This window comes from Agrococcus terreus, assembly GCF_014645235.1.
Taxonomy (GTDB): Bacteria; Actinomycetota; Actinomycetes; order Actinomycetales; family Microbacteriaceae; genus Agrococcus; species Agrococcus terreus.
Genome location: NZ_BMLM01000001.1, coordinates 360,085 through 373,411, shown reverse-complemented (window position 1 = coordinate 373,411; position 13,327 = coordinate 360,085). Strand labels below are relative to the sequence as shown.

The window sequence follows — 13,327 nt, the reverse complement described above, 5'->3', positions numbered from 1 at the left end:
TCTCACCCGGCCCTCCTCGCGCGCTCACGCGCGGTCGCGAGGCTGGGGCCATGGAGCGGAAGCAGTGGATCATCGCGGGCGCGGCAGGCGCCCTCAGCATCGGCGCGATCGCGATCGGCGCCATGGGCATCGCGAACGCCATGACCGTGCACGACGCGGCCGGCCGCACCGTCGCCGGCGTCGAGCTCCGCGGCGAGGTCGCGGCCGACGCGCAGCAGGCGCAGGTGCAGGGGCAGGGCGAGCAGGCGCAGCTCGAACCCAAGGCCGCGGCCGGCTCGACCACGCCGAGCGCCACGCCCCCGCCCGCGGCGAGCGCCCCGAGCGCACCCGCTGCGGCCCCGGCGCCCGCGCCGCAGCCCGTCGCGCCGCCCGCGCCCGTCGCTCCCGACGGCTCCGCATCCGGCTGGTCGGCCGCGTCCAACGGCTGATCCGCACGTCTCGAGGCCCCGGTGAGAGCGCTCTCACCGGGGCCTCCTCAGCACCTCACACCGGAGCGGGACGGTGGTACCAGGTCGGAAGCCGACCGATGAACACCACCACCAGGAGGAACACCATGCACACGAAGTGGATCGCCGTCGGCACCCTCGGAGCCCTCGGCCTCGGCGCGATCGCCGCCAGCGCCGCCAGCGTCGCGAACGCGGTCGAGCTGCGCGACTCGGAAGGCCGCGTCGTCGACGCCGCCCACCTGCGCGGCGACGTGCTCGACCGCGGCACCGTGCACATCAAGGCGGGCCAGGACCACGCCTCGATCGTCTCGGCGCCCTCGCCCACCGCGTCGCCCTCGGCCGCCACGGCCGCGTCGCACGCCTCGGCCCCGAGCCCGGCCGCCGCGCCGGCGGGCAGCGCGCAGCAGAGCGCCTCCGCCCCCTCGGCGCGACCGGCACCGGCGCCCGCGCGCGCCCCGGCCCCGGCCCCGGCCGTCCAGTCCGCGCCGTCGCCGCGGCCCGCACCGGCGCCGGCACCCGCCCCGGTTCCGGCCGACTCGCCCGCCTCCCCGGCATCGCCCGCCTCGCCCACGTCGCCCGCGTCGCCGCCCTCGGCCGCATCAGCGCCGAGCGCCGGCTCGAACGACTGACCCCACCCGCAGCGCCCCCGCCCGATCGGCGGGGGCGCTGCCGTCTGCGCGCATCCTCGACCGCTGTCAGATCGTTCGGTAGGCTAATGGCATGCCCACGATCGCGCTCGCCGACTCCCTCCGCGTCGCGCTCGTGCGCCTGCAGCGCCGGATGCGCCGCGAGCACCTCGACGAGAACCTCGCGATCCACCACCTGTCGGCGCTCGGCACCATGCAGCAGCTCGAGGAGCCCACGCTCGCGCGCATCGCCGCGCTCGAGGGCGTGAAGCCGCCGAGCATGGTGAAGACGCTGCAGCACCTCGAGTCGCTCGGCTACATCGAGCGCAGCGAGCACCCCACCGACGGCCGGATGGTCGTGCTGCGCATCAGCGGCAAGGGCGAGGCGATGATCGCCGAGTTCCGCGAGCTGCGGAACCGCACGCTCGCCGCCGCGATCGACTCGCTCGACGCCGACGAGCGCGCGACGCTCGAGCGGGCCATCCCGATCCTGGCGAGGCTCGCGGAAGCATGATGTTCCGCAGCCTGCGCATCTTCAACTACCGCACCTGGTTCGTCGGCGCCCTCATCTCGAACGTCGGCGCCTGGATGCAGGGCACCGCCCTGTCGTGGACCGTCCTCACCGTCCTCACGATGAACGACGCGACCGCGGTCGGCATCAACATGGCGCTGCAGTTCGGCCCGCAGCTGCTGCTCGTGCCCATCACCGGCCTCATCGCCGACAAGTACGACCGGCGCAAGGTGCTGCTGTGGACGCAGAGCGGCCTCGGCGTGCTCGCCCTCGCGCTCGGCATCATCGTCGTCACCGGCGTCGTCGAGCTGTGGATGGTGCAGGTCTTCGCGCTCGCCTTCGGCACCGTGCAGGCCTTCGACACCCCCGCGCGCCAGGCGTTCGTCTCGGAGATGGTCGGCAAGGGCGACATCGCGAACGCCGTCGCCCTCAACTCCGCCTCCTTCCACGGCGCGCGCCTCATCGGCCCCGCCGTGGCCGGCCTCCTCATCGCCTTCCTCGCCCCGGGTCCGGTGTTCCTCATCAACGCGGCGACGTTCCTCGCGATGATCGTCGCGCTGCTGCGGATGCGGGTGTCCGAGCTGCAGCCGAGCCCGCGCGGCGCGAAGGGCTTCCGCGACATCGCGCAGGGGTTCCGCTACGTGCGGCGGCGCGACGACCTCGTCGTCGTGTTCGTCATGGCGTTCATCCTCGGCACGTTCGGTCTGAACTTCCCCATCTACATCTCGACCATGACGAGCGTCGAGTACCTCTCGGACGCCGACGTGTTCGGCATCCTCTCCTCCGCGATGGCCATCGGCTCGGTCACCGGCGCGCTGCTCGCGGCGCGCGCCGAGCGGCCGCGCTGGACCCTCGTGATCGGCGGCCTCGGCGCGTTCTCGGTCGCGTGCGCGGCCGCCGCGTGGTCGCCGCACATCGTCGTGTTCGGGGCGGCCCTCGCCCTCGCCGGCTTCACGGCGCAGCTGTTCATGACGAACGCGAACGCGACGGTGCAGCTGACGTCGGCGCCCGAGATGCGCGGCCGCGTCATGGCGCTCTACGGCGCGGTGTTCATGGGCGGCACCCCGATCGGCGCGCCGATCGTGGGCTGGGTCGCCGATGAGTTCGGCCCGCGCTGGGGCATCATGGTCGCCTCGGTCACGTGCCTGCTCGCCTTCGTCATCGGCGCGATCTGGTGGGCGCGGGCGCGCCGCGCCGACCGCATGAGCCGCACGGGCACGCTCACGCTCGGCTCCCCCACGGAATCGGTCGACATCGTCCGCTGACGCGGGCATCCCGGCCGTCCGGAGCCGAGTGGTCAGCTGTGGCCCCCCGATGCGCCGTCAGCGGGGCCGTTCGTGACCACCCGATCGCGAGGGGACGCGCATCCGGCGCATAGGACGCGCGGCTAGCGTCGCGGCATGCCCGAGCATCCGGTCGAATCCGTCTGGGACTACCCGCGGCCGCCCCGCGTCGAGCCGAGCGACGAGCTCGTGCGCGTCGTGCTCGGCGGCGAGGTGATCGCCGAGACCCGCAGCAGCCTCCGCGTGCTCGAGACGAGCCACCCGCCCACCTACTACCTGCCGCGCGAGGCGTTCGTGCCGGGCGCCCTCGAGCGCGCGAACGGCGCCAGCATGTGCGAGTGGAAGGGCCGCGCCGCCTACCTCACCGTCGCCGGCGGCGGTCGCGCCGAGGAGGGCGCCGCCTGGCACTACCCGCTGCCGCTGCCCGGCTTCGAGGCGCTCGTCGGCCACGTCGCGATCTACCCCGCCCGCATGGACCGGTGCGAGGTCGACGGCGAGGTCGTGCGCCCGCAGGAGGGCGGCTTCTACGGCGGCTGGATCACGTCGCGCGTGCAGGGGCCGTTCAAGGGCGCGCCCGGCACGCGCGGCTGGTAGCCGGCGCGAGAGAGCCAGCGGACGCCTCAGTCGGCGGCGGGCTCCTCGGCCCGCTCGGCGCGCTTCGCCGCGCGCTCCTTCCGGCCCGTCTGCACGGCCTCGAACGCGAGCCGCACGATGAGCACCGCGAGGAACGCGGCGAAGACGATGGATGCGGTGCGCGGGTCGAGCGCGAGGGCGACGGCCGCGCCGAGCGCCGTCGTCACGCACGCCGAGACGCCCACGAGCCCCGCGCCCACGAGGTCGACGTTCTTGCGGCGCAGGTTGCCGATGGTGCCCGAGAGCGCGGTGGGGATCATCATCGCGAGCGACGTGCCCTTGGCGACGAGGTCGCTCTGGCCGAACAGCAGGATGAGCATCGGCACGACGACGATGCCGCCGCCGACGCCGAGGATGCCCGAGAGCACGCCGGTGACGAAGCCGAGCGCGACGAGCCCGACGATCGGCCAGACGTCGAGCGCGATGCCCGCCTCGCGCGAGGGCACGGCGAGGAAGAGGTTGACGGCGACGACCGCGAGGAACGCGATGAACGCCCAGCGGATGACGCCCACCGGCAGGCGGTGCAGCAGCCACGCCCCCACCTGCGCGCCGATCACGGATCCGACCACCAGGATGAGCGCGATGAGCCAGTCGACGTGCCCGCCCACGGCGTAGCTCGCGACGCCCACGAGCGCCGAGGGCACGATCGCGGCGAGCGAGGTGCCCGAGGCGCGCTTTCGCTCCACGTGCGCGAGCAGCACGAGCAGCGGCACGATGACGATGCCGCCGCCGATGCCGAACAGGCCCGAGAGGAAGCCGGCCACGAGGCCGATGACGACGTAGGCCCAGATGGGGCGCTTGTGCGGGGTCTCGAGCTGCGGGGCGTCGGGGGCGTCGTTCACCCCACCATCCTGCCGTGCTCGTGCGCCTCCAGCGGCGCGCGCACGACGAGCACGGCCACGACGAGCGCGAGGATGATCGCCGTCACCGCGACGGGGAACGGCAGGATCGGGTCGAGCAGCACGAGCACCGCGCCCGCCGGCACCGCGATGTTCACCACCCGATCCGCCTGGTGCCGCAGCGCGATCCACCAGATGCCGAGCACGAAGATCGCGATCGGCACCGTGACGGTGAAGGAGGCGGCGAGCGGGTCGAGCTTCGACTCCCCCGTGAGCACGTCGATCTCGACCTCGATGCCCGCCGACAGCGCGCCGGCGGCGGCGAAGACGAAGAAGTGCGTGTAGCCGTACACGAGCGACGACGCGTAGCCGTTGATGACGCGGTGGTGCGGCGGCCAGAAGTAGATCCACCACAGCGCGCACGTGACCGCGAGCGCCAGCACCGCGATCCACAGCAGGGGCCCGAGCTCCTGCACGGTCTCGAGCGCCTCGACCACCGCGTTCGCCGACGCGAGCAGGCTCTCGCCGAGCAGGATGAGGCTGAACAGGCCGAACCGCTCGGTGATGTGGTGCGGGTGCCAGGGCGTGCTGCCCCGCCGCTCGGCGAGGATCGGCACCGCGAGCTCGACGCCGATGAGCAGCACGAACGCGATGGGGGTGAGGCCGTCGGGCAGCAGCAGCGACAGCAGCCAGAGCACCTGCGCGGCGCCGATCCCGATCGCGTAGTGCTTCGCGGCCAGGCCGCCCTCGCCGCCCGAGCGCGCCGCGCGCAGCCACTGGGCCACCATCGCGACGCGCATGACGACGTAGCTGAGGATGAGGACGGTGGCGTCGCCCTCCTCGAACATCGGCTTGATGCCGGCGGCGAGCACGAGCACGCCGCCCATCTGCACGAACGTGAGCACGCGGTACAGCCAGTCGTCGGTGCCGAACGAGGTCGCGAACCACGTGAAGTTCATCCACGCCCACCAGATGCCGAAGAAGATGGCGCCGTAGGCGAGGAGGCCCTCGACGACGTGGGCATCGGTGAGCGCGTGGTGGAGGTTGACGGCGGCGATGCTCACCGCGACCACGAAGACGAGGTCGAAGAACAGCTCGAGCGGGGTCGCCGTGCGGCCGACCTCCTCGGGGTCGCGCGCCCGCATCCGCAGCAGGCGGAACCTGCCCTGCTCGGCCGCGGGGACGACCTCGTCGCCGTCGCCGTCGGCCTCACCGGCGTGGTTGATCATGCTCATGGCGCGAGCGTAGACCCGCGCCGCCGAGCGGATGCGCCGGTCGGATGCGCGGGGCGGATGCGCCGGTCAGGCGGCGAGCGCCTCCTGGATGCGCGGGCGCAGCTCCTCGGGGGTGGCGGTCGGGGCGAAGCGCTCGAGCACCGCGCCGTCGCGGCCGATGAGGAACTTCGTGAAGTTCCACTTGATCGCGCCGCCGAGGAGGCCCTTCTGCTCCGCCTTCAGCCACTGGAAGACGGGGTGGGTGTCGGCGCCGTTGACGGCGACCTTCTCGAGCATGGGGAAGGTGACGCCGTAGTTGCGCTGGCAGGCGTCGGCGATCTCGTCGGCGGAGTCGTGCTCCTGCGCGAAGGAGTCGGAGGGGAAGCCGAGCACCACGAGGCCGTCGTCGCCGAGCTCGCGGTGGAGCTGCTCGAGGCCCTCGAACTGCGGCGTGAGGCCGCACTTGCTCGCGGTGTTCACGACGAGCACCACCTTCCCCTCGTACTGCGCGAGGTCGACCTCGCCGCCCTCGAGGGATCGCACCGTGAAGTCGCTGAGCGTCGTCATGGCTCCATCCTGCCGCGGCTTGCTCTGCGGATCCGATGAGCCGCTCCGCTCACCCGCTGGTCGGCGAGCGGGCGGCACCTCCGGAGAAATCGGCTCTGAGCGGAGGACTGAGCGCACTATCCACTCAGGTGCCCGCTCAGGGCTGGATCTTCCGGGGTTCGCCTGCTCATCCGCGCTCCTCCGGTCGAGCAGCCCTCGCTGGTCGAGGAGCTGCCGGCGGAGACGGCCGTGTCTCGAGACCAGCCGTGCGACGGACGGCCCGCAACGCTGTGGTCTCGACTCGGGCGGCGCCTGCGGCGCCGTCCGGCTCGACCAGCGGGAAGAGCGGTGGGGCCGCTCAACCAGCGGTGGGCGCGCCCCGCCGCAGCCCGAGCAGCACCGCGACCGCGGCACCCAGCACGCCCACCGCCGAGGCGACGAGCAGCCAGCGGTAGTCGAGCACGCCGAGCAGCGAGGCGCCGAGCGCCAGCATGAGCATCTGCGGCACGTTGATCGCCATGTTGAGCGCCGCCGACGTGCGGCCCTGCAGCCTGGCCGGCGTCAGCCGCATCCGCAGCGTCACGACGCCCACGATCACCCACGGCACGCCGAACCCGATCAGGGCCTGCACGGCGCCGATGCCGCCCCAGCGCATCCATGCCTCCGGCAGGTCGAGGATGACGAGCGGCAGCGCGAGGGCGATGCCGCCGCCGAGCATCGTGAGGCCCCAGAAGACGAGCATCCGCTCGCCGATGCGCCGCAGCACGGCCGCCGCGAGCAGGCCGCCGGCGAGCGCGCCGACGCCCTGGATCGTCTGCGCGGGCCCGAGCGCCGCGGGACCCTCCCGCAGTCCGTCCTCGATGAGCGGGAAGATCGTAGCGTTCAGGAGGCCCGTGATGCCGAACGCGACCGCCGTGGCGATCGTGAGCAGCCGCAGGGTCGGGTCGTGCAGCAGCGCGCGGAAGCCCGCGGTGATCTCGTGCCACGCTGTCTCCCCCTCCAGGCGCGGCTCGGGCGCAGACTCCTCGACCCGCATCGTGAGCAGCAGCAGCCCCATCACGACGAAGCATGCGGCGCTCACGAGCACGACCGACCAGGGGCCGGCGAGCACGTAGAGCCCGGCGCCGAGCGCCGGCGAGACGATCCGCATGCCGTTGTCGATCGACGTGAAGATGCCGTTGGCGCTCGCGAGCTCCTCGTCAGGCAGGAGGTCGCGCAGCAGGCCCGATTGCGCCGCCGCGGTGAGGTAGCCGGCGAGGCCGTACGCGAAGGTCACGGCGTAGATGACCCAGGCTCGGTCCGGGCCGTCGACGAGCAGCAGCACGAGCACGACCGCTGCGGTGCCGAGGTTCGTGCCGATGAGCAGGCGTCGCCGGCTCATGCGGTCGGCGAGCTGGCCGGCGAACGGCGCGAGCAGCGCCGGCAGGCCGATGAAGAGGAAGACGAGCGCGCCCGCGGCGTCCGACCCGGTGAGCTCGCGCATCCAGATCGCGAGCACGAGGTAGAGCGCGCTGTCGCCGAGGTTCGTGGCGAACCAGCCGACGACGAGGCGTCGATAGGCCGGGCGCCGCATGGGCGACGGGGCGCGGCCGGGGCGGACCGCGTCGGGCGGGGCGGTGTCGGTGGTGCTCATGGGGGCCTCTCGGGGCGGGCCCGCGACGGTGCGGGCGGGGCTCGGGCGGGATGCGCGGGGTGCGTCGGCGGAGGCGCGCGCGGGCGCGCTGGGGAGACCCGGGGCGGGGTCGGGGGGGGTCTCGAGACGCGAGCCGCCGTCGGCGGCGAGCTCCTCGACCAGCGGGGAGGACGGCCGAGAGCGCTGGGCTACTCGGCGGCGGGGGTCGCCGGGATCTCGAGGTCGGGGTTCACCGTGGCGAACAGGTACGCCTTGCGGCTGCCCGCGGGTCGGAGCGATGGGTCGGCGCTGCGGCCGGCGAAGCGGTCGGCGAGGTGGTGGACCTCCTCGGCCAGCGCCGCGAGCTCCTCGGGCGTGGCCCAGAAGCTCGACGTCGTCACCGTGACGGACCAGGCGGCCACGGCCTCGGGCGCCTGCGTCGTGAGGAACCGCACCATGCGGTCGGCCTCGTGCTGCACGTAGAGCGCGCCGATCGTGCCGGAGCTGCGCACCGACTCCGGGTCGTTCGGGTCGGGCCGCAGGTCGCGCTCCTTGTGCACTGCCTTCCACGGCTTCGACGTGCCCTGCGCCTCGGCCCGCTCGATGAAGCCGGCCTTGGCGAGGGTGCGGAGGTGGAACGAGCAGTTGGACGGGGTGTCACCGATGCGCTCCGCGATCTGCGTCGCGGTCGCCTCGCCGAGGTCGTCGATGGCGGCAAGGATCTCGACGCGCAGGGGGTGCGCGAGGGCCCGCAGCACCGCGGGGTCGCTCGTGCGCAGCGACGGCCGTGCGTCGATGCCCTCGTGCTGCGCGGAGTCCTCAGCCATGCTCAGATCAAACCACGCTGGATCATGGCCTCGGCCCGGATGCGGTCGTAGTGCCGCTCCTGGCGCTCGGCCATGCGGCGCATGCGGTGGCGCTCCTCGAGCGCCTCGGCGATGCGGGCGGGGATGCGGCGGATGCGTCCCATGGCTGCCTCCTCGGTTTCGGCCGGCGGGGATGCCGACATCCGAAAGACTACTTTCACATCGCCCGCTTCGCAACGCTTCTTTCAAAAGAGATGCTTCGGCGTGTCGCGCACCTGCACGGCGAGGCCCCGGCCGTCCGTGAGGACGGGCCGGGGCCTCGGATGCGCGGCGTCAGCCGGCGAAGGTCGCCTTCGCGGCGACGACGACCGCGGGGTCGCGGAACGCCGCGAGCGCCGTGGCGGCCAGCAGCGCCGCGCCGTCGGCGATCACCGGCTCCGCTGCCGGGCCGCCCGCAGCCTCGGCGAACTCGCGCGTGTGCGGCGAGCAGTCGGGCAGCAGCGTCAGCATCGGGTGGATCGCGGGCACGACGTGGCTCACGTTGCCCATGTCGGTCGAACCGCCCATCTGCGGCGCGACCGACGACGGCCGGCCGAGCGCGACCATCGCCTGCTCCGCGATGCCGGCGAGCGTCGGGTTCGGGCGCAGCGAGAAGTACGGCGGCGTGTTCTCGGCGATCGCCACCTCGCAGCCCGTCGCGATCGCGGCGCCCTCGAAGCACGCCTTCACGCGCGGCACGACGGTCTCGAGCAGCGCATCCCGATCCTCGGCGCGCACGAACACGCGGAGCGCCGTGTGCTCGGGGATGATGTTGGGCGCCTGGCCGCCGTCGGTGACGATCGCGTGGATGCGCACGTCGTCGGCGAGCTGCTGCCGCAGCAGGCCGATGGCCGTGAGCGCGAGGGTCGACGCGTCGAGCGCGTTGATGCCCCGCTCGGGGTGCGCGGCGGCGTGGCTCGCGCGGCCGGTGAAGTCGACGTCGAGCGCGACGCGCGACAGCGACGAGGAGGCGGCGACGTCCTCGCCCGCCGGGTGGATCATCATCGCGAGGTCGATGCCGTCGAGCACGCCGCCGTCGATCATCGGCACCTTGCCGGCGGCGCCCTCCTCGCCGGGGCTGCCGATCGCCACGAGGTGCGCGGGGGTGCCCTCGGCGGCGAGCACGTCCTTGGTCGCGAGCGCCGCGCCGAGGCCCGCGGCGGCGATGATGTTGTGCCCGCAGGCGTGGCCGATGCCCTCGAGCGCGTCGTACTCGAGGAAGATCGCGATCGTCGCCGCGTCCTCCCCCGCATCCGGCGTCGACCAGCGGCCGACGAACGCGGTCTCGAGGCCCGCGAAGCCGCGCTCCACGGTGAAGCCTGCGGCCTCGAGCTCGGCCGTGAGGCGCGAGGCGGCGTGCACCTCGGTGAAGCGGATCTCGGGATGCGCGTGCAGGTCGGCGGCGACGTCGACGAGCGTGGGCAGGTGAGCGGCGAGCGCCTCGCGGGCCTCGTCGACGAGCGCGGCGGCGTCGGTGGCGTCGGCCTCGGACGCGGCGACGGGGGTCTCGGTGGTGGTCATGCGGTTCCTTCCTGGGGCAGGGGCGTAGGGGTGGCGGATGCGCCCGGCATCAGAGCATCAGGCCGTGGCCGGGGCCGAACGGCAGCCCGGCGAGGCCCCACACGAGCAGCTGCAGCAGCCACACGGCGAAGATGACGATCGTGAACGGCAGCACGAGGCTGAACAGCGTGCCGAGGCCGCCCTTCGGCGCCCAGCGCTGCATGAGGCCGAGGATGACGGGGAGCATCGGGTTCATCGGCACGAGCGGGTTCGTGGCCGAGTCGGCGATGCGGAACGCGGCCTGCACGGCGGCCGGGTCGACGCCGTTGAGCATGAACATCGGCACGAAGATCGGGCCGAGCAGCGTCCACAGCGCCGAGCCGCTCGCGAGCAGCAGCGCCGGCAGCACGACGAAGAGGCTGAACAGCAGCAGGCCGCCGATGCCGTCGAGGCCCGCGGCCCCGAGCGCCTCCGCGCCGCTCGTGGCGACGAGCAGGCCCAGCTTCGACCACGAGAACCAGGCGATCGCCTGCGCGGCCGTGAAGATGACGACGATGAACGGCACGAGCTCCTTCACCGCATCCACCATCATCTCGGGCACCTGCGCCCAGCGCGTGAGCGTGCCGGCGGCGAGGCCGTAGGTGACGCCGACGGCGAGGAAGAACAGGAGCAGGAAGATCGGCAGGCCGTCCATGAACGGCGAGCGCAGCAGCTGGCCGCCCTCGCCCTGCAGCGGCGAGCCGGGAAGGAGCGCGAGCGTCGCGACGACGCCGATGAAGACGACGACCGCGATCGCGGCGGCGATGAGGCCGCGGCGCTCGCTGCGCTCGAGCGGCTTCGTGTCGTCGGCCTCCGCCTCGCCGCCCCACGGGCCCAGGCGCGGCTCGAGGAAGCGCTGGCACGTGATCGTGATGGCGATCGCGAGGATCACGAGCGACACCGACATGAAGTACCAGTTGGCGAGCGGCGTGACCTGCGCCTCCGGGTCGACGATCTGCGCCGACGAAGTGGTGATGCCCGAGAGCAGCACGTCGGTGCCGGCGATGATGACGTTGGCGCTGAAGCCGGCGACGACGGCGGCGTAGCTCGTGATGAAGCCCGCGAGCGGGTGCCGGCCGGCGGCGAGGAACGCGGCGGCCGCGAGCGGCGGGATGATCACCATCGCGGAGTCGGACGCGAGGTTGCCCATGAGGCTCACGACCACGACGACCACCGTCACGAGCGAGCGCGGCGCCGCGAGCACCGCGCCGCGCATGAAGGCGCTGAGCAGGCCGAGGCGCTCGGCGACGCCGATGCCGAGCATCACGGTGACGATGAGGCCGAACGGCGGGAACGCGACGAAGTTGTCGATCGCGCTCGTCAGCGCGTAGACCGCGCCCTCCGGCGACAGGATGCTCTGCACCGGCACGACCTCGTCGGTGGCCGGGTCGAGCGTCGTCGCGCCGGCCGCCGCCGCGATCGCGGACGCGACGGCGACGAGCGCCGCGAGGATGAGGAACAGGTAGAAGGGGTGCGGCAGGCGGTTGCCCACGCGCTCGATGCCGCGCAGCATCCGGCCGGTGAGGCCCGGCGCGTCGGCGAGCGCGAGCTCGGGGCCGGCCTGCGGCTGCTTCCTGGTGGTGGTCATGGGTGCCCTCTCGGGAGTGCCCGGGCGTCGGATGCCCCGGGCTGACGTTGCCGACCAGGATGCGGTTCTGCTGTTGCGGACGTGTGACATCCGACGGATCCGACCCGAAACGGGTGCAGGATGTCCGATGTGGACCTCAGCCCCGCCGATCCCGCCCCCGCGCTCTCGCATTCGGACCTCGCGCTCATCGAGGCGCTGCAGCGCGATCCGCGGGCGTCGTGGGCGCAGGTCGCGGCCGCCGTCGGCGTCTCGGCGCCCACCGCGCGACGGCGCTGGGAGCGGCTCGTCGCCGACGGCACGGCCTGGATCACGACCTACCCCGGCATCGGCGCGGGCCTCGTGGCGGGGCTCGTGGAGGTGCGGTGCCGGCCCGGCACCTCCGATGCCGTCGCGGCGTCGCTCTCGACGCATCCGCGCATCGTGACCGTCTCTGCGCAGACCGGCGAGCGCGACCTCGGCCTCATCGTCTTCGCCGAGGACCTCACCGAGCTGCGGCGCATCGTGCAGCGCGACCTGGGCGCGCACGGCGACGTCGTGGGCGTGCGGTCGTCGATCATGACGCGCGTGTTCCGCGAGGGCTCGCACTGGCGGGCGGGGGTGCTCGACAGCCCGGCCCGCGGCGTGGGCGCCGCGCCCTCGGCCGGCGCGACGCCGCCGCTCGCGGCGCCCGGCACGATGGCCGTGCTCGGCGAGCTCGAGCGCGACGGGCGCGCGCCGACCGCGCGCATCGCTGCGGCGATGGGCTCGGGCGAGGCGCACGCGCGCCGCACCGTGCACCGGCTGCTCGACTCGCGCCGCATCGTGCAGCGCGTCGACGTGACGCTCGACCAGCCGCATTGGCCGCACTCGCTCGCGCTGTGGATGGTGGTGCCGGCGGCGCAGCTCGACGAGGCCGCGCGCCGCATCGGCGACCTGCCCACGACGCGGCTGTGCGCGGCGCTCGCGGGCGGGCAGTCGAACCTCTACGCGATCGTCTGGCTGCGCTCGCTCGAGGAGGCAGCCGAGATCGAGGCGCAGATCACCCGCGGGCTCACCGCCCGCGTGCTCGACCGCAGCCTCCTGCTGCACTACTACAAGCGCCTCGGGCACACGTTCGACGACGCCCGCCGCCGCACCGGCCAGGTGCCGTGGGTGGTGGCGAGCCCGCCGCACCGCCCGTGAGCAGCGCGCGCCGCACATGTGCAGAGAGCGGCTGCGGACGCCGCTCCGCAGCGCTCATCGGCGCTCGTGGCGCTCGATCGGGCGGGCTGCGCGCCGCCGCAGCGCGACGCCGACCGCGAGGCCGAGCGCGACGCCGACGAGGTCGGCGGCCACGTCCCACGCATCCCCCGACCGCTCCGCGAGCAGCGCGTGCTGCGCGAGCTCCGAGACGACGGCGTGGGCCGCGAGCGCAGCGCCGAGCACCGCCGGGCGCAGGCCGCCGAGGACTCCCGCGAGCGCCGGCGCCGCGAAGACGCCCACGTGGACGACCTTGTCGAGGCCCGGGATGCCCGGCCCCTCGGGCGGGCTCGGGAGGTAGAGCACCACGAGCTGGACCACGACCGCGAGCGCCAGCGCCGCCAGCCACAGGGGCCGCCGATCCATCGCCGAGCGCTCCACAGCACGATCGTTGCACGTCAAGGTGGCCCGGCGCGGCTCGCGAGCG

Annotated in this window: 15 protein-coding genes; 6 read left to right on the top strand and 9 right to left on the bottom strand. The window is 73.7% G+C overall.

Annotated features, from left to right (window positions below; all coding sequences use genetic code 11):
* The first annotated feature begins 50 nt into the window (after positions 1-50).
* From IEW90_RS01870 to IEW90_RS01850, 5 genes are all read left to right on the top strand, one after another.
* The gene (locus IEW90_RS01870) at positions 51-428 is read left to right on the top strand and encodes a hypothetical protein (protein WP_188715440.1); all 378 of its coding nucleotides are present in this window, start codon (positions 51-53) and stop codon (positions 426-428) included.
* A 125-nt stretch (positions 429-553) separates the two neighbouring features.
* The gene (locus IEW90_RS01865) at positions 554-1,075 is read left to right on the top strand and encodes a hypothetical protein (protein ID WP_188715438.1); all 522 of its coding nucleotides are present in this window, start codon (positions 554-556) and stop codon (positions 1,073-1,075) included.
* A gap of 91 nt (positions 1,076-1,166) precedes the next feature.
* The gene (locus tag IEW90_RS01860; protein WP_188715436.1) at positions 1,167-1,586 is read left to right on the top strand and encodes a MarR family winged helix-turn-helix transcriptional regulator; all 420 of its coding nucleotides are present in this window, start codon (positions 1,167-1,169) and stop codon (positions 1,584-1,586) included.
* Entirely contained in the window at positions 1,583-2,848 is a 1,266-nt protein-coding gene (locus IEW90_RS01855; protein ID WP_188715434.1) for an MFS transporter, read from the top strand. Before IEW90_RS01860 ends, IEW90_RS01855 begins: the two co-directional genes overlap by 4 nt.
* Positions 2,849-2,983: 135 nt before the next feature.
* The gene (locus IEW90_RS01850) at positions 2,984-3,460 is read left to right on the top strand and encodes a DUF427 domain-containing protein (protein ID WP_188715432.1); all 477 of its coding nucleotides are present in this window, start codon (positions 2,984-2,986) and stop codon (positions 3,458-3,460) included.
* Positions 3,461-3,486: 26 nt separating this feature from the next.
* Here IEW90_RS01850 and IEW90_RS01845 read toward each other — a convergent pair whose 3' ends face one another.
* The 8 genes from IEW90_RS01845 to IEW90_RS01810 all read right to left on the bottom strand — a co-directional run bounded on the left by IEW90_RS01845 (position 3,487) and on the right by IEW90_RS01810 (position 11,682).
* Positions 3,487-4,341, bottom strand: coding sequence for a sulfite exporter TauE/SafE family protein (locus IEW90_RS01845; protein WP_188715430.1), 855 nt, complete (start codon positions 4,339-4,341; stop codon positions 3,487-3,489).
* Positions 4,338-5,483, bottom strand: coding sequence for a low temperature requirement protein A (locus IEW90_RS01840; RefSeq protein ID WP_188717984.1), 1,146 nt, complete (start codon positions 5,481-5,483; stop codon positions 4,338-4,340). The genes IEW90_RS01845 and IEW90_RS01840 overlap by 4 nt, the downstream gene beginning before the upstream one ends.
* 156 nt (positions 5,484-5,639) lie before the next feature.
* A complete protein-coding gene (locus IEW90_RS01835; protein ID WP_188715428.1) occupies positions 5,640-6,119 on the bottom strand; it encodes a glutathione peroxidase in 480 nt (159 codons plus the stop codon).
* A 337-nt stretch (positions 6,120-6,456) separates the two neighbouring features.
* The gene (locus tag IEW90_RS01830) at positions 6,457-7,731 is read right to left on the bottom strand and encodes an MFS transporter (protein WP_188715426.1); all 1,275 of its coding nucleotides are present in this window, start codon (positions 7,729-7,731) and stop codon (positions 6,457-6,459) included.
* Between the two features lie 188 nt (positions 7,732-7,919).
* The gene (locus IEW90_RS01825) at positions 7,920-8,537 is read right to left on the bottom strand and encodes an ArsR/SmtB family transcription factor (protein WP_188715424.1); all 618 of its coding nucleotides are present in this window, start codon (positions 8,535-8,537) and stop codon (positions 7,920-7,922) included.
* Between the two features lie 2 nt (positions 8,538-8,539).
* Positions 8,540-8,680, bottom strand: coding sequence for a hypothetical protein (locus tag IEW90_RS01820; protein ID WP_188715422.1), 141 nt, complete (start codon positions 8,678-8,680; stop codon positions 8,540-8,542).
* A 169-nt stretch (positions 8,681-8,849) separates the two neighbouring features.
* A complete protein-coding gene (locus IEW90_RS01815; protein WP_188715420.1) occupies positions 8,850-10,076 on the bottom strand; it encodes a M20 family metallopeptidase in 1,227 nt (408 codons plus the stop codon).
* A gap of 49 nt (positions 10,077-10,125) precedes the next feature.
* Positions 10,126-11,682 (bottom strand): AbgT family transporter, encoded by a 1,557-nt coding sequence (locus IEW90_RS01810; protein WP_188715418.1) that lies wholly within the window; start codon positions 11,680-11,682, stop codon positions 10,126-10,128.
* A gap of 120 nt (positions 11,683-11,802) precedes the next feature.
* On the opposite strand from IEW90_RS01810, the gene IEW90_RS01805 reads away from it, so the two are divergent.
* Positions 11,803-12,843 (top strand): Lrp/AsnC family transcriptional regulator, encoded by a 1,041-nt coding sequence (locus IEW90_RS01805; RefSeq protein WP_188715415.1) that lies wholly within the window; start codon positions 11,803-11,805, stop codon positions 12,841-12,843.
* A 54-nt stretch (positions 12,844-12,897) separates the two neighbouring features.
* Here IEW90_RS01805 and IEW90_RS01800 read toward each other — a convergent pair whose 3' ends face one another.
* Positions 12,898-13,266: a VanZ family protein gene (locus IEW90_RS01800; protein WP_229679445.1), complete on the bottom strand. Its 369-nt coding sequence runs from the start codon at positions 13,264-13,266 to the stop codon at positions 12,898-12,900.
* Between the last annotated feature and the right edge of the window lie 61 nt (positions 13,267-13,327).